Below are 24,104 nucleotides of genomic sequence, written 5' to 3' on the forward strand. Positions count from 1 at the left end.
AATCTCGATAAAATGATTAAATTTGCGTTTCATTTTCAGGTATTATGATAGATAAGATAAAAGAACTCATCGCTGAAGCCGAAGCATTTACAACTCAATCTAAAGAAGAGGTTGAAAACTTCCGTATCAAGTATTTAGGATCTAAAGGACTCCTAAAGCAGTATTTTGCCGAGTTTAAAAATGTAGCAAATGAGCAGAAAAAAGAGTTTGGTCAAACCATTAATCAACTCAAAAAGACTGCAGAAGAAAAGGTTAATGCTCTAAAAGAAGAATTGGAGAACAAAGAGGAAACAGCTGGTATTTACGGTGATTTATCGCGTCCAGGTGAACCTATTGAAATTGGTGCACGTCATCCAATTTCAATAGTAAAAAACCAGATTATCGATATCTTTTCTCGCATAGGGTTTAATGTAAGTGAAGGGCCAGAAATTGAAGACGATTGGCATAACTTTACAGCATTAAACTTACCAGAATACCATCCTGCTCGTGATATGCAGGATACCTTTTTTGTGCAAACCAATCCAGATGTGTTACTACGTACACACACCAGTTCGGTGCAAGTACGTTATATGGAGAATAACAAGCCACCTATTCGTACCATTTCTCCTGGTCGTGTATTTCGTAACGAAGCTATTTCGGCACGTTCACACTGCTTTTTCCATCAGGTAGAAGGTTTATACATTGATAAAGATGTGAGTTTTGCCGATCTCAAACAGACGCTTCAATATTTCACTACAGAAATGTTCGGGAAGTCAAAAATTCGTTTACGTCCATCGTATTTCCCTTTTACTGAGCCAAGTGCTGAGGTTGATGTGTATTGGGGATTAGAAACCGAAACCGATTATAAAATGACCAAAGGAACCGGTTGGTTAGAAATTATGGGTTGTGGTATGGTAGATCCTAATGTATTAGAAAACTGTGGTATCGATTCTAAAGAATACTCTGGTTTTGCCTTTGGTATGGGAATCGATCGTATTGCGCTATTACTTCACCAAATTAGTGATATTCGTTTATTAAGCGAAAATGATGTACGTTTCTTAGAGCAATTTAAGAGTGCACTTTAATTAACTATTTTTGAGTCTACAGGCTTCGCTTTAGAAAATTCATCAATGTCTATAACATATAAACTTGATAAAGCCTTTTTTGAGTAGTCGTTTTCCATATAACCACCAATAATATAGAGTTTGTTTTGATGATAGTGCATCTTTGGGTGCTTGATGTTTAAATTAATTTTATAAGCTTCTAATAGACCAGTTGTTGTATCATATGTTAATAGTCGATCTTCATTAAACATATATATGATGTTCTTATGAACAGCCAAAGCAGGACGCTCCATATCGTAGAATAGTTCACCTTCAGTTTTCCATGTTCCAGTAGTTATATCATAAGATTCTATGTCTTTCAAGGCCTTTTCATTATAACCGCCAATAAGATATACAGTTCTGTCTATGATAACACCCTGTGTTTCTTTAGCAGTTTTCATTTTTTGGAGCTCATACCAATGTCCAGAAGTGATATTGTAAATATGAGATACATCACTATATACTTTCTTGCCTTTTTTGTTTTTTGAAGTTGAACCTCCCATAACAATAATGTTATCTTCATAGGTAAACGATGCAAAGTTCACCCCTTGATGTGGATTAGTATGATCAATGACGATGTCTTTAGAACCCATATCGAACACTTCAATCTTGTCATCTAGATACTCTTTTTTTCGGTTGACTGATAATCGTTTTCCACCTAAACTATATAGCGTGTTTCCGTAGCAATTGAGGTTATGATAGGCTCGTTTTCTAAATTTGGTTTCAGCTATTGACCATTGGTTATTTTGAATATCATAAATCTGAAGATTTTCACTATAGTTCTCAAAAGGATAATTTCGTCTGAATTCTCTAATAACATCACCTAAGGTAGCTCGTGGCATATAGCTAACTGCGGCTAAGGCTCTTTTTCCGGTGTCTTCGGTATATGATGAATTCCCGCTAATCACATAAATGTAATTCCCTACAACTTGTGAATCAAAAGCAAATACACCAGTTTTTAAGGGTTTCAATGTTTTGAATTGTATTGTAGAGTTTAATTTTTTGGAAGAATTGACCACAACTTCATCAAGGTTTTCTAATTTTTTAGAAAGGTAAATCGTGGTATTTGTTTTTGTGAATGTTGATATTGCTACCGTTTTAGAATGATAACCAATGATTGAAAACTCTAATCGATCTGTTTTTGATGTTTTAGATTTCAGCGTAAGATTAAACCTTCCGTCGGTACCAGAAACTGTTCCAATATTTTTCTTTTCAAAATAAACAGTTACGTTTTCAATAGGTTCATTTGTTTCAGAATCAAGAATTATCCCACTAATATCTTGTGCAATTATAAATTGTGTAAAAAATAAAAAGAATAAAGTGAACCTCATAAAATTTGATTACTTATGATTGCCTAACGAAGTTCGACTATTTTTATGAGAATATCAATAGGTTAAACTTTAATAATAAACTTAATATATTAATTTTGTAGCCATGAAAAAAGACATCCATATTCCAGAAGTTCAAGATGTGTTTGTTGCCGTCGTTCAAGAACAACACCCTGAGTATAAAACCGATGATTGGAATGCTTATATCATCAACAATAAAGATGTCGATCTCGATACCGTTTTAATCGTATCTAAAGGTTATTCTGAAGATAAGATGACACCTGTAATGCGTCATACCATAAAGTTACTTCCTGCCAGAAGCTATGCCAAGATAGAGTTTATGCAAAATGATGTCCTACAATTAAACAATGAGTTTAAAGTGACATTTTTTGAAGGTAATGCGATGCTAGACAAAACCTATGTGTTTAGAAAGAATACGATTAACATTAATGCTTTGCAAACGATTCCGTTGATGCAGCTCAAAGGGGTTTTGGTGAAGTAATGGTTTGTCATTCCGACTAAAGAGGAGGGATCTAATCCAACTTCTCTGTCAGTTTCTTAAAGACCTTCTTTGGATTTTTGTTCTCATACAAAATATCATAAACCGCATTTATAATTGGCAACCGTGTTTTTTTTATATTCTTCTTATTGAGCTCATGAGCACTTTTCGTTGCATAATAACCCTCGGCAACCATATTCATTTCCATCTGTGCAGACTTTACAGTGTAACCTTTACCAATCATGTTGCCAAACATACGATTACGAGAAAATGTTGAATATCCTGTTACTAGTAGATCACCTAAATAAGCCGAATTATTAATATTACGCTTCATTTTGTGCATCTTCTTGATAAAACGTTTCATTTCACGAATGGCATTACTCATCAATACACTCTGAAAATTGTCACCATAACCTAATCCGTGAGCAATTCCAGCGGCAATGGCATATATGTTTTTGAGCATAACAGCATATTCGGTACCAATAATGTCGTCACTAATTTTCGTCTTGATATAATTACTTGACAGTGCATCGGCAATCGCTTGTGCTTTAGTAGCATCTGCACACGAAATGGTGAGATAAGACAATCGCTCTAACGCCACTTCTTCAGCATGACAAGGTCCAGCGATAACAGCAATATTTTCAAATGGGATATGGTAAATATCATGAAAATGCTCACCTACTAATAATCCAGACTCAGGCATAATACCTTTTACGGCAGAGACAACAATCTTTTTTGAGATATCCACATTTAACTTTTCGAGTTCACCATGAATAAAAGCCGATGGAATCACAAAAATTAAGACATCAGCCCATTCGGCTATGTCATTAATATCATTACTTATTTTGAGTTGTTCGGTCTTAAATTCTACAGAACTGAGATAACTAGGATTGTGCTGTTCTTTTAATAAATGCTCTTTAGTATACACACTTCGCATATACCAACCAATTTCATCTAAGTTTTCAGAAAGCATCTTTACGATAGCAGTTGCCCAACTTCCCGCGCCAAATACAGCATATTTTAATGGTTGACTCATAAATGGATTATCAATTTCAGTTAGTCAAAAATAAGGAATTTATGCGCTTTTCCGAAGGAAACCTCTAGACTTTCCATTTTTGGCACGCGTTTTGAAAGTTAGATATTAGAAATCAAAAAAGGGACAATTATGAAATGAACATAAACTTTAAGAATCTGAATTTTGTAACTAAGATTTTTTAAAGTTTTGTGAATTCCATTTGACGGCATTTTTTTATAAAACATGGACAAATGAAAACGATGAAACTACTTTTAAGCTTTGCTTTAACCGCAACATTATTTACCTCTTGTTACACAGAGGAAGTTATTATCACAGATAACAACCCTGGTATTTCATTAAACCAGTTGTTAAACTCCTACGAGTTATGGTATGTAGATATCAATCAAACTTTAGGACCTGGTGAGACACCGTTTTTACAGATTGCATTTACGGTTTCGTTTAGAAATGGTGTGTTATATGCTAACAACAATTTGGTTGGTTTTGGTAACCAAGGTAATGGTTATGGTATTGATGTTGGAACTTACGATGCGTACAATATGATTTTGGATATCAATCACGATATTGATGGATTTGAAACGTTTGATGTTTTTCAAATTGATAACAATACCATAGAATTATATAACCCGTTTAATGATACGTCTTATTTCTTAAATGGATACCAAAGAAATACATTTGATTATGACTTTGTATTCTATGATAACATTCACTATTTCTTACAGGAATATGAGGCATGGGAAAAGACCTATACTAGTGAAATGGGTGTGTTGAATGAATTTGATAACGAAAATTACCTTCAGTTTTTAGCTGGTGGGAATGATTCAGAATTTAGAAGCTCTCAAGACGTAAATATCTCAAACCCAGATAATATCTATTGGGATTATACAGGAGTATATGGTGTAGGAGACATTAGTGTAAATATGTATTTAAAAACATTAACACTAGATTATGATTTCTTTGACAATGAATTCTTCGAATTGAGCGTTATTAATGATCAAAGGATAGAATTATTTCATCCATCATCTGAAACAGTGTATGAATTTACAGGACGAGGATACATTCAATTCTTAAGAGAAGCTGATGCTTCTGGAAAACGTATCACTGGTACGAAACAATTGAAAAAACGTAAGCAGAAAACTGCTAAAAAAGATAACCCTAGGGTAAGTACAAGGAGCTAGATTTTGGTTGGTTATTTAGACTCCATAAGGCGTCCATCTCAAATTATTTGGGATGGGCGTTTCTTCTTTTATAAGGTGAAGTGACTTGTGTGTATATCTTGTGTCCTAACTATTGGAAGCTGATTACATTATTGGAATAGAACCAACATTTCGTCAACTTTACAATTACAGTATTAACCTTAAAACAATTAACAACTATGGGATTATTTTCATTTATTAAAAACACAGGCGCTAGAGTCTTTGGAATAGGAAAAACAACAGAAGAGGAAGCTGCAGCAGCAAGAGCAAAAGCAAGAAGAGATGCAGATGAAGCAGAGCTAAAGTTAGAGGAAGCAGCAGCACGTAATTTAGAAGAAACAATTAATGATTTACAATTACGAGTAGACAATCTATATGTATTTGTTGATGATGATATGGCTAGAGTATCTGGTATGGCTTATGATCAAGCAACAAAAGAAAAGGTTGTATTAGTGATTGGAAATACGGCTGGCATAGCAACTGTAGATGATCAAATGACAGTAGAGCATGTAGAACCAGAAGCACAATTTCATACGGTTGCTAGTGGCGATACTTTAGGAAAAATTGCAAAGCATTATTATGGTAATGCCATGAAATACCCTGAAATCTTTGAAGCTAATAAGCCAATGCTAACAGATCCTGATAAAATTTATCCAGGACAAGTATTACGTATACCACATTTAGACTAAGGTTTAAATTAACGATATAAAAAAAAAGGCACAACTTTAAGTTGTGCCTTTTTTAGTTTAGCCGTTTTTTACTTTAAAACTGTTTTCAAGGCCTCAACATCATAAGGCTTAGCCACGATGGTTTTGTTTTTGTCTAATAGGAAATAAGATGGTGTAGATTCTATGCCATAGGCATCAGAAGTTGGGTTATCCCATTTTCCTAAGCCTAGTACATGAATAAAACCTGGGAATTCAGCAATCTTCTTTTGCCAGTTTTCAGCGTCATCTTCAAGTGCAAAAGCAATCACCTTCAGTCCTTTTTTGTTGGCAAGCATGGTTTTTAATTTTGGTAACTCGTCTAAGCAATGTCCACAAGTACTACTCCAAAACACCACTAAATACTGCTCTGAAATATCTAAGTCATGAAGTGTTGTGCTTATGGTTTCACCATTTTTTGTAATGGCTAAATCAAAATTCGCCGCTTTATTCCCAACAGTATTGTTTTTATATACGACGAGCTGTTCGGTAAGGGCATCGTAATTAACGGTCTTAGCGAGTTCTAATAAGTGGTTATCTGCTACATAATTGGCCAACTCTGAATTGTCCATACCCTTAAAACGTCTCCAGATCATTTCATATAAAATCGTTTTAATCTCTACATGTCCATCTCCAATAGTAGTCATTAAATGATCAACGTCCTTTTTATAGACGTCATTACTTGTACTGGCTGTCATTCCGAAGATATAGGCCAACACACGATCTATAAGGAAGTCTGAGCTCTGTAATAAGGCGCTTCCAAAGTCTACATGATCTAAATATGTACGTTTTAAATTTTTAGAGTAGGTTGATAGGTCTTCAAATTCTTGAGGAATGTATGGCGAATTCGCTTTTATAAATTGCGATGCTAAGGTTTCTTTTGAAGAGTCTTCGTAAGCACTTTGTGTATCACTCAATGTTTTTATGATATCTAAATAGGCTTTTTTATCTGTGCTTTCTTGGGTGTAAAAATTACTTAAGGTTTGGTTTATCATGTCCATACTTTTCATATAACTCGCCCATAATTTGTTTTCGTTACTGTTTGTAAACTCTAAACCTTTATCGAGATCAAATGTAAATGCAGTGGATTCTTTGCCGTTGTAAATGAAGTCGAAATTATTTTCTTCAGGAGGTAATGCATAGACAATTTTATAAATACCAGGTTTGGCATCAGCAGCTAAAACAATACTAAAACTACCATCATCTGCCAGTTGTGCTCTATCAATATAATCTGAACCCGTTGGCGTGGCGCGATATAAAAAAGCATAGGTAAATTGTTCGGCAGGAGTGAATGTCCCGCTTATGCTGTTTTGAGCAAAAATAAAAGAGGGGATTAACGTTAGAAGTAGTAAAAGTCTTTTCATTGGTGTTTTATTTATTTTAAACACATTATCAGTTTCAAATATCAAGCCAAATATCAGGATTTTTTTCTTTTTGATCGCATACTTTCAATAACGACTGTAGAAATAATGAGTGCACCACCCAAATAGGTATTCCATGTTGGGATTTCATTTAAGAAGAAAAAGGCAATGATAATTCCAAAAATAGGTTGTGTACTCGCTATGATGCTCGCTGTACTTACTTTAAAATATTTGAGGCTATTGATAAACATGGTATGACCAATGGCAGTTGTCAATAAGGCTAATAAAATCACATATGGAAATTGTGTTTCAATAGCTGAAGTTCCTAAAATGAATAACGACGGAACTAAAACAGCAGCTAAGATGAGCACTTGATAAAACATAAGCATACTTCCGTTATAAGAAGACACGTGTTGTTTTAGCATAAGTGTTCTAATGGCATAGCATACCGCCGAGAGTAATCCAAACAAAACGCCTTTTAGCTGCGAGCTTTCCAAATCGAAATCTGGCGCTAAAAAATAGATACCAATTAATACCAGTCCGCCAAGAACAAGATGAATGGGATCAAACTTTACTTTTGAAAAGAATGGTTCTAAAATAGCGGTAATGATTGGGAATGTAAACAGAGATAACATCCCAATAGCGACATTAGATAATTTGAGCGCATAGAAATAAGTAATCCAATGGGCTCCTAAAAACAGGGCAGATACAAAAAATGTCAATCGGTCCTGACTAGAATGAATCTTAAGGTTAATCTTTTTGTATTTGCAAAACAGGAATAAAAAACCTGCTGCTAAAGCAGATCGCCACCACACAATAACAGGAATAGGCATATCTATAAATTTGCCTAAAGCACCAGACGTACTTATAAATACGGTAGCAACCGTTAGCCAAAGTACGTGCTTTACATGCGTGTCTTTCATATCTCTTGAAGTCTACTCAATGCTTGTTTAACCGATTTAATATGCTCAAATGTGAGTAATAAACGTAAACCGTTTCTGGTTTGCTTCTCTTTCATTTTACAATCTTGTGGACGGCTTTGAATGTAACTCAACACTTTCGTAAAATTATCACTTTGATAGAACGGACTCTGTTGATCATTGATAAAATATCCCACAAAACGCCCTTGTTTCATAATGATTTTTTCAAGTCCTATTTTGGTTGCAATCCATTTCACACGAACACTATTCAATAAATCGGTGACTTGAATAGGCAATTCTCCAAAACGGTCAATAATCTCCGTTTCGAAAGTTTGTAATTCGTCTTCGGTTTTAAGTGTATTCAGTTTCGTATATAGATTTAGTCGCTCAGTGATATTGTTTACATAATCGTCAGGGAATAGGAGTTCGAAATCAGAATCGATAGTAATATCCTTAACATAGTCTTTCTCTTTTCCATCGTCCTGATATAAATCTTTAAACTCATTTTCTTTGAGTTCATCAATAGCTTCATTTAGAATTTTTTGATAGGTATCAAACCCGATATCATTGATAAAACCGCTTTGCTCACCACCTAATAAATCTCCAGCACCACGAATTTCGAGATCTTTCATGGCAATATTGAAACCACTACCCAACTCGGTAAATTGTTCAAGTGCAGTAATACGTTTTCTGGCGTCATTGGTCATTGCCGAATACTCTGGAGTGATAAAATAACAAAAGGCCTTTTTATTGCTTCTTCCAACACGACCACGCATTTGGTGCAGATCACTTAGTCCAAAGTTATTGGCATTATTGATAAAAATGGTATTCGCATTAGGGACATCTAAACCACTTTCTACAATAGTTGTACTCACTAAAACATCAAACTCTCCATTCATAAAAGCAAGCATGAGTTGCTCAAGTTTCTTACCTTCCATTTGTCCGTGACCTATTCCAATTTTCGCATCAGGAACTAAACGTTGAATCATACCAGCCACTTCTTTTATATTCTCAATACGATTATGGATGAAGAATATTTGTCCGCCACGTTGGATTTCATAAGTTACCGCATCTCTAATGGTTTCTTCATTAAACCGAATCACATGACTTTCTATAGGATAACGGTTTGGAGGTGGTGTTGTAATAACCGACAAGTCCCGAGCAGCCATTAAGCTAAACTGTAAGGTTCTTGGAATTGGTGTTGCTGTGAGTGTCAATACATCAACGTTATCTTTAAGTGTTTTTAGTTTTTCCTTTACGGCTACACCAAACTTTTGTTCCTCATCGACAATGAGTAAACCAAGGTCTTTAAACTTTACATTTTTATTGACTAGCTGATGGGTACCAATAATAATATCGACATGACCTTTTTCTAGTTTTTCGAGTGTGATACGTTTTTCCTTAGCCGTTCTAAAACGGTTGAGGTAATCTACGGTCACTGGAAAATCTTTAAGGCGCTCTGTAAATGTTTTGTTATGTTGATAAGCCAAAATTGTTGTAGGTACTAAAACGGCCACTTGCTTTCCATTATCTACAGCTTTAAATGCAGCTCTAATCGCTACTTCAGTTTTCCCAAAACCTACGTCGCCACAAACGAGACGATCCATTGGCCTGTCACTTTCCATATCTGCTTTAATATCTGCTGTAGATGTGATTTGATCTGGTGTGTCTTCATAGATAAAGGAGGCTTCCAATTCATGCTGAAGGTAACTATCGGGTTTGTATTGATAGCCTTTTTCTAGTTTACGTTTTGCATAGACCTTAATAAGGTTAAAAGCAATTTCCTTAACGCGTGATTTTGTTTTTTGCTTGAGTGTTTTCCAAGCTTTACTGCCTAATTTGTAAACTTTTGGAGGCTTCCCATCTTTACCATTAAATTTGGTGATCTTATGTAATGAGTGAATACTCAAATACAATACATCACGCTCACCATATACTAATTTTATGGCTTCTTGTTTTTTGCCTTCTACATCAATTTTTTGGAGTCCGCCAAATTTTCCAATACCATGATCGATATGTGTTACATAATCTCCTACATCAAGATTGGTCAACTCCTTTAGCGTGATGGCCTGCTTTTTAGCGTAACCATTTTTGAGATGGAATTTATGATAACGTTCAAAGATTTGGTGATCTGTATAACAGGTGATTTTCTGGTCGTGATCTATAAACCCTTGGTATAAAGACAGTACGATGGTTTTATAATGCACCTCTTGGTCGACATCTTCAAAAATATCATGAAAACGCTTAGCTTGTTGCTCACTTGCACAAACAATATAATTGGTATAACCTTTATTATGATTGGTGTTGAGGTCATCAATCAATAAGTTGAATTGCTTATTAAAGGACGGTTGAGGCGTGGTATTAAATTCGATTTGTTCTGCTGAAAATAGGCTAGACGTTCCAAATTCGACCAAACTAAATTCGAGTAATTGACGTTTCAGTGTATCTGAATTGCAAAATAGCTCTTCAGGTTCAGAATGTTTTAATTCTGAAGACAAAGCTTTAAATGTTTCTTCGGCCTTTCCGAAGTTATCATCAATGCGAGAAAAAAGGAGGTCGGTATTTTTAGCAAAAACAACTGTTTTTTGAGCGATATATTTTAAGAAACTCTGTCTGCTTTCCTCTAAAAATTTATTGGCAACATTAGGGATAATCCCAATCTTTTTAATCTGCTCGGTAGAGAGTTGAGTTTCTACATCAAAGGTTCTAATACTATCCACTTCATCACCAAAAAATTCAATACGATAAGGTTCGTCATGAGAAAATGAAAATACATCTACAATACCACCACGTACCGAAAACTCACCAGGTTCGGTTACAAAATCGACACGTTTAAATTGATATTCAAATAAGACTTCGTTTACCAAATCAATAGAGAGTTCGTCATTAACAGCAATCTTCAATGTGTTTTTTTCAAGTTCACGACGCGTCACCACTTTTTCAAAAAGGGCATCAGGATAGGTGACAATAATAGCCGGTTTTTTTCGCGAGTTGATGCGATTAAGCACTTCGGCTCTTAGGAGTACGTTGGCATTGTCGGTTTCTTCAATTTGATATGGTCTACGATAGCTTCCAGGATAAAAAAGTACATCTTTATCATTGCGTAAAACTTCAAGATCGTTGAGATAAAACGCAGCTTCTTCTTTGTCGTTGAATATGAGTAAAAAAGGGCGTTCGGCAGCTTTAAATGCTTCACTAATAATGAGCGATAATGAAGATCCAACAAGACCTTTTAAATGAAGTTTACTTTGAGATTGGGCAATAGCAGTTTGCAGATTTTGCATTTGCAAAGCCTGAACATACGTTTGCGAGAGAATGGTTTTACTCAAGGCATTTTATTTTGTGCAAATATAATTTTTTTGTCCAATTTCTTATTGTTAAAATGTATTAATAAAACTATCTTTGTGCCACTTAAATAACAAAATATATGTCATTTTCAGAATTATTCGAAAGCGGATTTAAAAAGCGTAACGAAGACCACTTTGCAGCGATTGTTAGAGTTGCAATGAGTGATGGATTTATTAATGAAGCAGAAAGAGCTTTTTTAGACCGTTTAGCGACGCGTTTAGATATTACAGAGGCTGATTATAAAACGATATTAAAAGATTATCAAAGTCATCCAATTAATCCACCTGTATCTTATGATAAACGTTTAGAGCGTTTATACGATTTAGCGCGTATGGTTTGGGCAGATCACATAGAAGGTGAAAGCCAAGTGCGTTTATTAGAGAAACTATGTATAGGTTTAGGTTTTAATCCAGACAATGTAAAATACATTACAGATAAAGCCTTGAGTTTAGTACATTATGAAGTAGACTTAGACGACTTTATTGATAAAATGAAAAATATGAATCAATAAACGATTTACAAAAAAATAAAAAAGCAACCATTATGGTTGCTTTTTTTTTAACGTGTAATTATGCTTTTTTCATAAACTCTTCTGCTTTCTCAACCATGTTTTTACTTCCGCAGATAAATGGGACGCGTTGGTGAAGTTCGGTTGGCTCAATATCCATAATTCTATTAAACCCATCACTTGCTTTACCATTAGCCTGTTCGGCTAAAAATGCCATCGGATTGCACTCGTATAACAAACGTAATTTACCATTAGAGTTTTTAGAACTTTTAGGATACATATAGATACCACCTTTGATCATATTTCTATGGAAATCGGATACTAACGAACCAATATAACGACTTGTATAAGGTCGATCACCTTCTTCCATCTGGCAATATTTAATGTAGTTTTTTATGCCTTGCGGGAAGTGGATATAATTTCCCTCATTTACTGAATAGATTTTACCGTCTTTAGGAAATTGCATATCAGGATGTGATAAGTAAAAGGTACCTATAGCAGGATTTAAAGTAAACCCGTTCACACCATCTCCAGTGGTATAAACAATCATAGTTGAGGTACCGTAGATAATATATCCAGCTGCCACTTGCTGATTTCCTTTTTGAAGAAAATCATCAATAGTAACAGGTGTACCCACAGGAGTTACACGCCTATAAATAGAAAAAATGGTTCCTACCGAAACATTCACATCAATATTAGATGAACCATCCAAAGGATCGATAAGCACGACGTATTTGTTTTGATGATTTTCATCCTGACTATTAATAGAAATGAAATCGTCTTCCTCTTCACTGGCAATACCACAAACGATATTACGTTTGGTCATGGTTTGGATAAACTTTGTATTAGCGTAAACATCCAATTTTTGTTGGTCTTCACCTTGAACATTAGTATCGCCTGCTGCGCCAATAATATCTACTAAACCAGCTTTGTTGACTTCGTGATTAACGACTTTTGCGGCTAATCTAATAGAATTGATAAGACGTGATAATTCTCCAGACGTGTATTTAAAAGAGGATTGATTTTCTATTATAAATTCACCTAGAGTTTGATTTTTTCGAGACATGTAGTGTGATTGTTTATGCAAATATCTCATTTTTTTAATCAACTACAACGTTTTCGTATTATAATTACATGATTAAATTCTCAAGTTTTAAACTATATTTGAGGTAAAGAAAAAATGATGACATTTTCTATACGTAAAGCGACAAAAGAAGACATGCCTAGAGTTCTAGAACTCATTGTAGAGCTTGCTGTTTTTGAAAAGGAACCAGATGCGGTGAAAGTCACTGTAGAAGATTTAGAACAAGGTGGATTTGAAGACCCAAAACAGTTTGTATGCTTTGTTGCTGAGTGTGAAGGAAAAATAGAAGGCATTGCTTTGGTTTACAATCGATTTTCAACATGGAAAGGTCAAGTACTACATTTAGAAGATCTGGTTGTAAGTGAGCGTAAACGAAGTACAGGGTTAGGAACAGCCCTATTGGATGAAGTTGTAAAATACGCGTATAGCTTAGGTGTAAAGCGTGTGAGTTGGGAAGTGATAGAATGGAATGAACCAGCGATTGCTTTTTACGAAAAAAAGGGAGCTCTAGTTAAGCGTGACTGGTTTGTGGTTCAGCTTAATGAAGCAGAAATAAAAAATTATATAGCAAATATTTAGCATGCAAGTATTCAAATTTGGAGGTGCCTCAGTAAAAAATGCTGAAGGTGTCAAAAACTTGGCGTCGGTATTACAACAGGTCGGTTATGAGAATACACTTGTGGTGGTATCGGCCATGGGGAAAATGACCAATGCACTCGAAGTGGTTATCAAAAACTATTTTGATCAGCCATCAGAATTAGCAGGTTCAATCGAAGAGGTGAAAACCTTTCATCATAAGATTTTAGTAGATCTTTTTGAACATATACAACACCCTATATTTAAAAAAATAGCTTCCATTTTTGAGGAGTTAGATTACTTTTTAAGCCGTAATAAATCGCCCGATTATAACTTTGTATATGATCAAGTGATTGGTTTTGGTGAACTTGCCTCTACAACAATTATCAGTGCTTATCTAAATCAAATTGGCTTGACAAATAATTGGCTTGATGTACGTGAGTTGATTAAAACTGACGACTATTATCGTAGAGCAAATGTGGACTGGGAACATACACAATCGAAAATAAAAGCAAAGCTTGACACTAAGGTTCTTAATATTACTCAAGGGTTTCTAGCAAGTGATGCTAACAATTTTACAACGACCTTAGGTCGTGAAGGGAGTGATTATACAGCAGCTATTTTTGCCTATTGTTTAAATGCGGAAAGCGTCACCATTTGGAAAGATGTACCAGGTGTTTTAAATGCCGATCCTCGTTATTTCGAAAATGCGCAATTATTGAATAGTATATCCTATAGAGAAGCGATAGAGCTTGCATTTTATGGAGCTTCGGTCATTCATCCGAAAACATTACAGCCTTTACAGCAGAAGGAAATACCGTTGTTTGTGAAATCATTTTTAAATCCGAAAGAGGCAGGAACACGCGTTGGAAAAGGATTTGGAATTGAGCCTAACATACCGTGTTATATTGTAAAGAAAAATCAGGTGTTAGTGTCTTTATCATCATTAGATTTTAGTTATATCGTTGAAGAGAATATTAGTGAGATTTTCAAATTGTTGCATTTGTATAAGATGAAAGTTGATGTGATTCAAAATTCGGCCATTAGTTTTTCGGTGTGTTTTGATAATAATTATGACAACCTCGAACGCTTGCTTCAGCATTTAAAAGCAAAATTTAAAGTAACATCTCATAATAATGTGAGTCTATATACTGTAAGACATTATAATGAGCAGGCTATTTCCTCTATAGAAGAAGGTAAAGAATTGCTCCTAAAACAGTTAACACAAGAAACCATTCAAATCGTAACTAAATAAACAATTTAGTACATTTACACTCATGAGTAAACAACAAGATATAGGATTGGTAACCGCCAAAGAAGTTGCGAAAGCAATTAAAGTAGATAAGTACGGATTTGTAGGTACGTTCTTTGGATGGTTGTTGATGAAGGTCTTAAAAATATCGACGCTTAATAGAATTTACAAGAGAAATAAACACTTGAGTGATGGTGAATTTTTAGATGCTATTTTAGATGATTTTCAGATTAAATTTGAAATCCCAGAAGAAGATTTAAAACGACTTCCCAAAGATGGCGCTTATATCACTGTGTCTAATCATCCACTTGGAGGTATAGATGGCATTTTACTACTTAAACTCATGATAGAACAGCGTCAAGATTTTAAGATTATAGCCAATTTCTTATTGCATCGTATAGAACCCTTAAAACCTTATATTATGCCTGTAAATCCTTTTGAAGACCGAAAGGATGTGAAGTCAAGTATTGCTGGTTTTAAGAATGCGATTCTGCATTTAAGGGAAGGTCATCCCTTAGGTGTGTTTCCGGCGGGAGAAGTTTCGACCTATAAAGATGGAAAACTAGTTGTTGATAAACCTTGGGAAGAAGCCGCTATGAAACTCATAAAAAAGGCTGAAGTACCTGTAGTTCCAATTTATTTCCATGCCAAAAACAGTAAACTATTTTATAAGTTATCAAAGGTTAGTGATACGTTTAGAACGGCAAAATTACCTTCGGAATTATTAACACAGAAGAACAGAATTATAAAAGTTAGAATAGGGAAACCTATTTCGGTTAAAGATCAAGAAGAACACGAGACACTCTCGGATTTTTCAGAATTTATAAGACGAAAGACATACATGTTATCAAATGCTTTTGATAAGAAACCAAAGATTTTAGATAATTTATCTAATACACTTAAACCACCTGCAAAGCCACCAAAACGAATCGTTGGATCTGTAAGTACAGAAAAAATGGCGGCCGAAGTTGACGCTTTACGTGAAGAAGATTGTAGGTTGTTGGTGAGTAAAAATTACGAAGTATATCTAACAGATGCAGAACGAATTCCTAATATACTTCACGAAATAGGTCGATTACGTGAGATTACCTTTAGAGCTATTGGAGAAGGAACTAACGAAGCAATTGATTTAGATAGTTTTGATACTTACTATCACCATATGTTTTTATGGGATACAGAAGCCAAACAATTAGCAGGAGCATACAGGATGGGCTTAGGCTCTAAAATTTATGCACGTTATGGGATTGATGGGTTTTATCTTCAAGACCTCTTTAGATTTGAGCCCGAATTGTATAAAATGATGAGCGAATCTATTGAAATGGGCAGAGCTTTCATTATAAAGCAATACCAACAAAAACCAATGCCATTATTTTTACTATGGAAAGGGATTGTGCATACCACGTTAAGATACCCAGAACATAAGTACTTAATTGGAGGAGTAAGTATTAGTAATCAATTCTCTAATTTCTCAAAATCACTGATGATAGAGTTTATGAAATCACATTACTACGATCCTTATGTAGCACAATATGTACACCCTAAGAAAGAGTTTAAAGTAAAACTTAAAGACGCAGATAAAGATTTTGTATTTGATGAGGCAGAAGCCGATTTAAATAAATTTGATAAAATAATTGATGAGGTTGAACCAGGTGCGTTACGATTACCAGTCTTACTCAAAAAATATATTAAGCAAAATGCAAAACTTGTCGCTTTTAATGTGGACCCCTTGTTTAATAATTCGGTTGATGGTTTGATGTACATAAAAATAGCCGATCTTCCCGAAAGTACTGTAAAGCCTGTTATGGAAGAGTTTCAAGCTGAATTGGAACGCAAATTCTCAAACAATAATGATGAGTAGAGCGCTAGGTTTTATTTGCTTTTTTATTGTTACCTCATTACTTCATTCTCAAACATTCTCTGGAAGGGTAGTTGATTTTAAAACCAAGGAACCGTTGATGGCTGTTTCTATCTATTTTGATAATACAACCATAGGAACAACAACCGATGATCAAGGTGTTTTTTCAATCGACTTTTCTGATGCAATCCAATCCAATCTCATTATTTCTTATTTGGGTTATGAGACTATTATTATTTCAGATTATAGAACAACATCTACTATTTTAGTTGAGTTGAAGGAAACGTTAAACCAATTAAACGAAGTGGTTGTTAATGCAGACGACGGTTTGACACGAAAACAAAAATTGAAACTATTTCGAAAAGAATTTCTGGGCTTTTCTGAGTTTTCGAAATCCTGTAAAATTCTCAATGAAGATGATTTAATATTAAGGTTTAATAAGACAGATAATATATTAACTGTTAGTGCTAAAAGGCCTGTTTTGGTGAAAAATAAAAGCTTACAATATGAAATTGCTTATGATATTCAAGATTTTGAAATCGCGTTTCGTTATGTAGATCCTAAGCTTGATCAATATTCCACACATTCAGTATTGTACACAGGAACATCATTTTATAAAGATGTAAGCAATAGGAAAAAGCGAAAAACAAAAAAGAATAGGGAGAAAGCCTTTAAGGGGTCTGTCCAGCATTTTATGCGCTCATTATATGACAAGAATTTAAGAAAAGAAGGCTTTGATATTTTCCATAAAAAATTTCAGGTAAATGAATGGGAATTTTTTAAAATAGAAGATGTAAAAGATTCTTCATTCAAGAAGGTAACGCTCAATACCAAAGTCAATATTCTTTTTGACCTTAAAGATCAATCTGTTTTAGAACCTAGGGTCGCTTATTTCTATATTGATGCCTATGGCAATTATTCACCTATTACAGAGCTCCTTTTTGGAGGTGTAATGGGAAGCTATCGAATAGGGGACTTATTGCCCACTAATTACAGATTAGAAAGCAACTAGAGTTTCTCGTTGACAAAGGCTTGGAAATATGATCGAATTTCGTTCCTAGCTTTTAGAAACGCATTATGTTTTTCAGAATCACTTCCAACAACTTTTGATGGATCAAAAAAGTTGTGATGTAATCTCACAGCATTTTTACTTGGAATATATGGACAGTTTTCATTAGCATGATCACAAACAGTGATGATATAATCAAAATCAATATTTTCATATTCATCGACGTGATTAGACGTGTGATTTGAAATATCAATATGATCTTCTTTCATAATAGACACTGCTCCTGGATTTAAGCCATGAGTTTCTATTCCAGCACTATAGATTTTTGCTTTTCCTTGAGTAAATGTATTGAGATAACCATGAGCCATTTGGCTTCGACATGAATTACCTGTGCAGAGAACGAGTATATTTTTCATTAAATTCCTATGTGGTGACTTCGTCGTTCTAAAAGGACGTTGTCAAACCATTTATTATTAAGTTTTCCTATTTTCTCGCGTACGCCAATCACTCTGAATCCGCAAGATTTATGTAAATGTATGCTAATTTTATTGTCTTTAAAAATACTTGCTTGTAATGTCCAAAATCCTCTAGATTCACTTTCTTTTATAAGTTGCAAAAGCAGTTGTTTTCCAATGCGCTTACCTTGCATTGGTTTGGCAACATATACGCTTACTTCTGCAACACCTTTATAGACTTCTCTTTGAGAAACTTTAGACAACACTGCAAATCCGACGATGTCTTGATCAATGCTAGCTACAATTCTTGGATGATCAATATATTTTTTATTCCATAATGACCAATCTGGTAATTTGGTTTCGAAAGTAGCAATTCCAGTGCGTATACCATCTCCATAGATATCCAAAACCTGTTGAAAATCATCTTTTCTAAATGCCCTTAGAACAATACACATAGTTGAGCTTAGCAGCAATTGCCACTTGGTGAGCAACAAGGTTCATCATTGGTTACTAATTCTTTCTTTTGATCAGGAACTCCACAGGCTTCTTTAGCCTTACAATCTGTTTGTTCTACAGATAACTTGATGATGAGTTTATTATTTTCTATTGTAAAGTCACTAACAAATAATTGAGCCGTATGAAATGTCTTATTACTGTATTCAAATTTGATTTCAGCATTTAAATCATAAGGTTTTATCTTTCCAACCTTATTAAGAATTCCTAAAGCTTTATAAACAGACATGAAATTGGTTTTATCTATTTCACTTGGACTTTCCCATAGCTGAATAATTGTTTCGTTCCAGTTATCAGTTTGAGCACCACAATCTACAGAGTTGATTGTGATATGCTTAACTTCAGTAATATGATAATTTGCACCAACAAAAGCATTAGGGATGTATTCAAAAAGTAATGACTTGTCTTGGTTTTGTTCCAGTATTGAGAATAATTCTTGTGTTTTCATCTTAATTTAATATTTAGTTTTTTTATGAGCGCACTAATTAAAGTCGATTATCGACTAGCAGCAGTTGGATGTTGTTTTGTTAAAAAATGAGTTTAATAGTATTTGAAATTCTTCAAATCGTTCTAAGTTAAGACAGTAGCATTTTTTCTTACCTTCAAATCGACCTTTTAATAAACCAGCATCACCAATAACAGATAGATGCTGAGAGATAGTGGCTTGAGATAAACCAATTTCATCGACCAAATCATTGCAAATACAACCCTCTTGCTCACTAATGTATTTTAATATAGAGACGCGAGCAGGATGTGCAAACACTTTTGCAATATTGGCAATTTCATTAATATTTTCGGTATAAATAAACCGTTTAGTAACACCCATAGTATTCTATTTAAGTACAAAGATAGTAAATTATCGTAATATTGCAATATTACGATAATAGAAATTAATAAAAAGCCAGAATAAATAATTCCGGCCTCTATATTTTATAATGTTTTAAACCAGTCTTGAAATTGTTCGCCTAATAAAAAAACAGGCTTTTTTTCTCCACTCAAAGCACCAATTATACTCATTACCCAGAGGATAATTGTAATTAATGATAGAAATCCTAAAAGAGGCATAACAAAACTCAATACCCAAATTCCTAGACTAAGAATACATATGCCTAGCATTTGTCTAATATAAAATGAACCATATTCGGTCCTATTGCTTCCATTCATAACTATTGCTATAATAAAACCTATGATTGTAATATGAGCTATTATAGCGACATTCTTTCCATCGCTAAGAACCTCTTTAGCGTCACTAGCAAATTCTTTAGCAGATGCTTTAGCCTCTTCGGCGAACTCACTAGCTTTCTCTTTAGCTTCTTCGGCAAATTCGCTTGCTTTTTCACTTACTTTATCGGCTGCTTTTTTTGCACCTTCTTTAGCGTCGCCTAACATGTCATTAAGGTCGTCACTTAAGCTTTTATTATCGTCAGACATAATATAATTGGTTTATGGTTATGATATAAAGTTAACAAAAAAGCACTAAATCGATTTATTTTTTACCAAACAACCTTTGAAAAAAGCCTTTTGTTTTTTTCTTAGCTTCTGTATAGGTTTCTTTAGCATCTTCTGCCAAATCTTCTAATTTATCTTCGGCAACATCTGCAAATTCACCTAACTTTTCGCCAGCTTCATCAATAAATTCAGCTGCCTTTTCTTTTGCTTCTCCAGCAAATTCTTTAGCATCCTCGGCAAGGTGAGACGCTTTTTCTTTGGCAACATCTGCAAAAGCACTAAGTTTTTCACCAGTTTCGCTTGCTAATTCTGATGCTTTCTCTTTTGCATTATCGAACATTTCTTTGCCGTCTCCCTTAATAAACTCTGTAGCTTTATCCTTTACATTTCCTAAAACTTCTTTAGCATCTTCTGCTAATTCTGATGCTTTTTCTTTAGCATTATTAAAAGCGTCAGTAGCATTATCTTTTAAATCACTTGTTTTATCAGAAGCGGCATCTGTTATTTCGTTTACCGTATCTTCAGTAGATTCAATTTCATTATTTAAGTCGTCTTCTAGATTTTTGTTGTTGTCTTCGGTCATTGTTGTTACTTGTTTATTTATGAGTAGTTTAAAATTACAATTTGTTACACCTCTACTTAAACGCTTGATCTACTGGTTCCCAAAGTTCAATTTTATTGCCCTCGTTATCTAATATCCAACCAAACTTTCCATAGTCATATTCTTCCATCTCTCCTACTATTGTGACCCCTTCTTCTTTTAAAGTCACTAAAAGTTCCTTTAAATTTTCAACACGATAATTAAACATAAACTCTTTTTTAGATGGTTCAAAGTATTTAGTATCGTCTTTAAAAGCACTCCATTGTGTGGAGCAATCATTACCTTCTTTATCTTTCCACCAAAAGGTGCAGCCATAGTCATCGGTATTAAAACCCAAATGCTTTTTGTACCAATCTTTTGACGCTTTAGGGTCTTTCGACTTAAAAAATAAACCTCCTATTCCTGTTACTCTATTTTTCATCTATTTTTTGTTTAGTGCTGTTTCATAAATATCTATCCACTCTTCAACAGTCATTTTTCCTAAAAGCTCTTCAATGAGATCATATGGAATATCATCTATCTTTTTAAAACGAATACAACTTTTTCCCATATCCAATTTATATTTTGAATGTTTTGGATATTCTGATACAAACCAGTCGTACAATTCTTTCTTTGCATACATCCCAGAATGGTACAATGCGATAAAGTTTTTTTGTGACGCCAAATTAATAAATGGTAATGGTGGGAATGGTTTACAATGATAACCCGCTGGATAAATGGATTTTGGAACGTAATATGCTAACATACCATATCCCATTCCGGCTTCAAGTCCTTTGGGCATGTGTTTTTTTATAAGATTGTTTAATTTCGTAATAGGGGCTTTTCTTTCTTCCGGTAGCTGACTAATATAGTCTTCAGGTGATGTTGCTTTGTATTGCATAATATTAATTTTATTTACGTTGAAGGATTAATGCAGAAATTAAAGATATGATAAATCCTATAATTACGACACTAGCGAACATGATAAATGCTAGAAACCCAGAACCTCCATAATCATTCATTTGCTGAGTAAGTTCATTTTTTTTGGCTTCTAATTCTGCTCCAGAATATGTTTCCTCTAAACCTTTAATCGAAGTGTCTAAAAACTCTTGAGCAAAATCTGGATTTATAACTGTAGTGTATAGGTAATCAGCAATTCCGATACCAATACCAACCATTGCAGAAATAAGAACACCAATTAATAAGGCTTTACCAAAACTTACCATACCATCATTAACATGATCGCGATAATGTTTTATTCCAAAGAAAACGAAAGAAAGTGAAGCCACCATTGTTGTGTAACCTATAATTTCCTGAGTGGAATAACTTAAACCTTTCCCAAATACTAATGCCAATAAGAATAAAATAACGGCAACCGCAAGACCATAAAGTCCAAATCTAATAACTGTGTTTTTCATAATGTGTTGATTTATATTAATAGCCCAAAAGTAGATTAATGATGCCATTAAAGGCTCATACTAAAGTACCAAAGCGGTCATACTTAAGTATAAAATACTACATTTTTATATAATGTTGATGTCTTTTGCTATTTGAAGCGCTTGTGTGCGACGTTTAGCATTTAACTTAGATAGCAGATTCGAAACATGTGTCTTTACAGTGCTTTCTGAAACAAAGAGTTTATCTCCAATTTCTTTATTAGATAACCCTTCGGAAATACCAATGAGCACTTCATACTCACGTTTACTTATATCCAAAGCTTCGATTTTTTTATGATCAATTTCTTTTAAGACCTTAGTAGATTTGTGGAGGCTTTTTTTGTTGAGGTATACGCCAACAAAAAAGAAGACCACAGCAATCAAAGCAATAGTGAATTCTGATTTTAAATCACCAGAAATAATAGCATATTTACTAAACTGAAACAGCAGTAACAATCCAAGAATGAGCAATCCAAATACAAGAATGGTTCGTTTCACACGTTTGAATTTTGGTAATTATTAGTGTTGGTTTTATGTTTTAAATTTAGCAAAATTCTGCTTTTATCTTGTCAACAATCGTTTGGGCTAACTTTTCTTTACTTTCAAAAGTCCATCCAGCAACATGTGGTGTGAGAATAACATTTTCTGCAGCAATAAGATACTTGAAAGGTTTAGGCATATCAGACGTAAATAAATTTTCAAAAGAGGACTTCTCATATTCTAATACATCCAAACCAGCGCCTAAAATTTTACCCAATTTTAAGGCAGCTACCAAATCTTTGGTGACAACGCTTTTCCCACGTGCTGTATTTATGAGCCAGAAAGGTTTTTTAAACGCATCGATGAATTTAGAATTCACCATATTGATGGTTTGAGGTGTTTCTGGTGTATGAAGGCTTAATACATCTGCATGTTTCTGCAATTCTTTTAGAGAGACTTGAGTAGCGTTATCATCGCCAACATTGTGTTTAATGTCATAACAAAGTACTTTAACCTCAAAACCTCTAAGCTTTTTGGCAAAGGCTTTACCCATATTACCATAGCCAATAAGGCCAACTGTTTTACCATCGAGCTCTAAGCCGCGATTGTCTTCTCGCCTCCATTTACCATCACGAACTTCTTTATCTGCAGTATTTAGTTTATTAAAAAGGGATAATAGCATGGCCAGGCTATGCTCACCAACAGCATTACGATTACCTTCGGGAGCAGCAATAAGTTTGATCCCTTTTTGTTGTGCATAATCCGTATCAATATTTTCTAGTCCTGCACCAACACGACCAATAAATTTTAAGTTTTTTGCTGCGTCTAAAAATTGAGCATCAATTTTAAAACGACTACGAATAATTAAACCGTCATAGTGATGGATGAATTGCTCGACAGTATTTTTTGAATCTGTATAATTTTCATCGTTAGTAAAACCTAAAGCATTAAGTTGCTCTAAAAGTAATAGATGATTGGTGTCTAAGTGAAGTACTTTCATGTATAATTATATCCAAGGATACTCTGTTTGTGTTTTTTCATCTTGAACATTTCCTGTATGCGCAGTGTCTAGTTTTTCGAACAAGAGTAAATGTACTTCTTCACCATCTTTAGTAGATGGATTATGCTCTACACCTTTAGGGACAACAATCATTTCTCCTTCTTTCACGACTTCTGTTCGATCTCTAAATTGCATATATAGCGTGCCTTTAATAACTTGAAATAATTCATCTTCATTGTCGTGACTATGCCACACAAACTCGCCTTTTATTTTGGCTAGTATGACTTGCATATTGTCTACAGTCGCAATACGATGTGGATGCCATTGTTTTGAGAAAAGTGTATGTTTTTCTTTGATGTTTATGGGTTTCATTAGGTATAGATGTTTTATGCTTTAAAGTTACAAAGTTTTGCGTTAGTGATGGAGCAATTGTTGG

At 34.3% G+C, this 24,104-nt stretch carries 27 protein-coding genes; 9 read left to right on the top strand and 18 right to left on the bottom strand.

Features of this window, described 5'->3' with window-relative positions:
- The first annotated feature begins 44 nt into the window (after positions 1-44).
- On the top strand, positions 45-1,064 hold the full coding sequence (gene pheS, locus Q0783_RS05885; RefSeq protein WP_298893946.1) for a phenylalanine--tRNA ligase subunit alpha: 1,020 nt from the start codon (positions 45-47) through the stop codon (positions 1,062-1,064).
- Here pheS and Q0783_RS05890 read toward each other — a convergent pair.
- Positions 1,061-2,413 carry a kelch repeat-containing protein gene (locus Q0783_RS05890; RefSeq protein WP_298893948.1) on the bottom strand — a complete coding sequence of 451 codons (1,353 nt, stop codon included), beginning with the start codon at positions 2,411-2,413 and terminating at the stop codon, positions 1,061-1,063. The genes pheS and Q0783_RS05890 overlap by 4 nt on opposite strands.
- Before the next feature lie 103 nt (positions 2,414-2,516).
- Here Q0783_RS05890 and Q0783_RS05895 point away from each other — a divergent pair, with 103 nt between their 5' ends.
- Positions 2,517-2,912, top strand: coding sequence for a hypothetical protein (locus Q0783_RS05895; RefSeq protein WP_298893949.1), 396 nt, complete (start codon positions 2,517-2,519; stop codon positions 2,910-2,912).
- Positions 2,913-2,943: 31 nt separating this feature from the next.
- Here the strand turns inward: Q0783_RS05895 and Q0783_RS05900 are convergent, their stop codons facing one another.
- The gene (locus Q0783_RS05900) at positions 2,944-3,945 is read right to left on the bottom strand and encodes an NAD(P)H-dependent glycerol-3-phosphate dehydrogenase (protein ID WP_298893950.1); all 1,002 of its coding nucleotides are present in this window, start codon (positions 3,943-3,945) and stop codon (positions 2,944-2,946) included.
- A gap of 230 nt (positions 3,946-4,175) precedes the next feature.
- On the opposite strand from Q0783_RS05900, the gene Q0783_RS05905 reads away from it, so the two are divergent.
- Both Q0783_RS05905 and lysM read left to right on the top strand, forming a co-directional pair.
- Positions 4,176-5,120, top strand: a complete 945-nt coding sequence (locus tag Q0783_RS05905; protein ID WP_298893951.1) for a nicotinic acid mononucleotide adenyltransferase — start codon at positions 4,176-4,178, stop codon at positions 5,118-5,120.
- Positions 5,121-5,317: 197 nt separating this feature from the next.
- On the top strand, positions 5,318-5,827 hold the full coding sequence (lysM, locus tag Q0783_RS05910; protein WP_298893952.1) for a peptidoglycan-binding protein LysM: 510 nt from the start codon (positions 5,318-5,320) through the stop codon (positions 5,825-5,827).
- Between the two features lie 68 nt (positions 5,828-5,895).
- Here the strand turns inward: lysM and Q0783_RS05915 are convergent, their stop codons facing one another.
- The 3 genes from Q0783_RS05915 to mfd are packed head-to-tail and all read right to left on the bottom strand — an operon-like array spanning position 5,896 to position 11,452.
- On the bottom strand, positions 5,896-7,206 hold the full coding sequence (locus Q0783_RS05915) for a TlpA disulfide reductase family protein (protein WP_298893954.1): 1,311 nt from the start codon (positions 7,204-7,206) through the stop codon (positions 5,896-5,898).
- A gap of 53 nt (positions 7,207-7,259) precedes the next feature.
- On the bottom strand, positions 7,260-8,126 hold the full coding sequence (locus tag Q0783_RS05920; protein ID WP_298893955.1) for an EamA family transporter: 867 nt from the start codon (positions 8,124-8,126) through the stop codon (positions 7,260-7,262).
- Positions 8,123-11,452, bottom strand: coding sequence for a transcription-repair coupling factor (mfd, locus tag Q0783_RS05925; RefSeq protein ID WP_298893956.1), 3,330 nt, complete (start codon positions 11,450-11,452; stop codon positions 8,123-8,125). The genes Q0783_RS05920 and mfd overlap by 4 nt, the downstream gene beginning before the upstream one ends.
- 98 nt (positions 11,453-11,550) lie before the next feature.
- On the opposite strand from mfd, the gene Q0783_RS05930 reads away from it, so the two are divergent.
- Complete coding sequence (locus Q0783_RS05930; protein WP_298893957.1) at positions 11,551-11,982, top strand: TerB family tellurite resistance protein; 432 nt, start codon at positions 11,551-11,553, stop codon at positions 11,980-11,982.
- Positions 11,983-12,040: 58 nt separating this feature from the next.
- Here Q0783_RS05930 and fbp read toward each other — a convergent pair whose 3' ends face one another.
- A complete protein-coding gene (fbp, locus tag Q0783_RS05935) occupies positions 12,041-13,045 on the bottom strand; it encodes a class 1 fructose-bisphosphatase (RefSeq protein WP_298893959.1) in 1,005 nt (334 codons plus the stop codon).
- A gap of 117 nt (positions 13,046-13,162) precedes the next feature.
- Here fbp and Q0783_RS05940 point away from each other — a divergent pair, with 117 nt between their 5' ends.
- The 4 genes from Q0783_RS05940 to Q0783_RS05955 are packed head-to-tail and all read left to right on the top strand — an operon-like array spanning position 13,163 to position 17,758.
- The gene (locus Q0783_RS05940; RefSeq protein WP_298894168.1) at positions 13,163-13,642 is read left to right on the top strand and encodes a GNAT family N-acetyltransferase; all 480 of its coding nucleotides are present in this window, start codon (positions 13,163-13,165) and stop codon (positions 13,640-13,642) included.
- 1 nt (position 13,643) lies between these two features.
- Positions 13,644-14,894: an aspartate kinase gene (locus Q0783_RS05945; protein ID WP_298893961.1), complete on the top strand. Its 1,251-nt coding sequence runs from the start codon at positions 13,644-13,646 to the stop codon at positions 14,892-14,894.
- Between the two features lie 22 nt (positions 14,895-14,916).
- Entirely contained in the window at positions 14,917-16,749 is a 1,833-nt protein-coding gene (locus tag Q0783_RS05950; RefSeq protein WP_298893963.1) for a lysophospholipid acyltransferase family protein, read from the top strand.
- A complete protein-coding gene (locus tag Q0783_RS05955; RefSeq protein ID WP_298893965.1) occupies positions 16,742-17,758 on the top strand; it encodes a carboxypeptidase-like regulatory domain-containing protein in 1,017 nt (338 codons plus the stop codon). Before Q0783_RS05950 ends, Q0783_RS05955 begins: the two co-directional genes overlap by 8 nt.
- Here the strand turns inward: Q0783_RS05955 and Q0783_RS05960 are convergent.
- From Q0783_RS05960 to Q0783_RS06015, 12 genes are all read right to left on the bottom strand, one after another.
- The gene (locus Q0783_RS05960) at positions 17,755-18,171 is read right to left on the bottom strand and encodes an arsenate reductase ArsC (protein WP_298893967.1); all 417 of its coding nucleotides are present in this window, start codon (positions 18,169-18,171) and stop codon (positions 17,755-17,757) included. The genes Q0783_RS05955 and Q0783_RS05960 overlap by 4 nt on opposite strands.
- Complete coding sequence (locus Q0783_RS05965) at positions 18,171-18,665, bottom strand: GNAT family N-acetyltransferase (protein WP_298893969.1); 495 nt, start codon at positions 18,663-18,665, stop codon at positions 18,171-18,173. The genes Q0783_RS05960 and Q0783_RS05965 overlap by 1 nt, the downstream gene beginning before the upstream one ends.
- A gap of 8 nt (positions 18,666-18,673) precedes the next feature.
- Positions 18,674-19,171: a DUF6428 family protein gene (locus Q0783_RS05970; protein WP_298893971.1), complete on the bottom strand. Its 498-nt coding sequence runs from the start codon at positions 19,169-19,171 to the stop codon at positions 18,674-18,676.
- A gap of 54 nt (positions 19,172-19,225) precedes the next feature.
- Entirely contained in the window at positions 19,226-19,549 is a 324-nt protein-coding gene (locus Q0783_RS05975) for a metalloregulator ArsR/SmtB family transcription factor (protein ID WP_298756212.1), read from the bottom strand.
- Between the two features lie 104 nt (positions 19,550-19,653).
- Positions 19,654-20,154, bottom strand: a complete 501-nt coding sequence (locus Q0783_RS05980) for a YtxH domain-containing protein (RefSeq protein ID WP_230934853.1) — start codon at positions 20,152-20,154, stop codon at positions 19,654-19,656.
- 55 nt (positions 20,155-20,209) lie between these two features.
- Complete coding sequence (locus Q0783_RS05985; RefSeq protein ID WP_298893974.1) at positions 20,210-20,755, bottom strand: DUF883 family protein; 546 nt, start codon at positions 20,753-20,755, stop codon at positions 20,210-20,212.
- Positions 20,756-20,807: 52 nt separating this feature from the next.
- Positions 20,808-21,194: a VOC family protein gene (locus tag Q0783_RS05990; protein WP_298893975.1), complete on the bottom strand. Its 387-nt coding sequence runs from the start codon at positions 21,192-21,194 to the stop codon at positions 20,808-20,810.
- Positions 21,195-21,653: a DUF1801 domain-containing protein gene (locus Q0783_RS05995; RefSeq protein WP_298756224.1), complete on the bottom strand. Its 459-nt coding sequence runs from the start codon at positions 21,651-21,653 to the stop codon at positions 21,195-21,197.
- A gap of 10 nt (positions 21,654-21,663) precedes the next feature.
- Positions 21,664-22,170, bottom strand: coding sequence for a DUF4199 domain-containing protein (locus Q0783_RS06000; protein WP_298893977.1), 507 nt, complete (start codon positions 22,168-22,170; stop codon positions 21,664-21,666).
- Between the two features lie 105 nt (positions 22,171-22,275).
- Positions 22,276-22,686: a response regulator transcription factor gene (locus Q0783_RS06005; RefSeq protein WP_298893979.1), complete on the bottom strand. Its 411-nt coding sequence runs from the start codon at positions 22,684-22,686 to the stop codon at positions 22,276-22,278.
- 46 nt (positions 22,687-22,732) lie between these two features.
- Complete coding sequence (locus tag Q0783_RS06010; RefSeq protein WP_298893981.1) at positions 22,733-23,668, bottom strand: 2-hydroxyacid dehydrogenase; 936 nt, start codon at positions 23,666-23,668, stop codon at positions 22,733-22,735.
- A gap of 6 nt (positions 23,669-23,674) precedes the next feature.
- Positions 23,675-24,040 (bottom strand): cupin domain-containing protein, encoded by a 366-nt coding sequence (locus tag Q0783_RS06015; protein ID WP_298893983.1) that lies wholly within the window; start codon positions 24,038-24,040, stop codon positions 23,675-23,677.
- Between the last annotated feature and the right edge of the window lie 64 nt (positions 24,041-24,104).

Origin of the sequence: uncultured Psychroserpens sp., from assembly GCF_947500255.1 — a bacterium.
In the GTDB taxonomy this organism is placed as follows: Bacteria; Bacteroidota; Bacteroidia; order Flavobacteriales; family Flavobacteriaceae; genus Psychroserpens.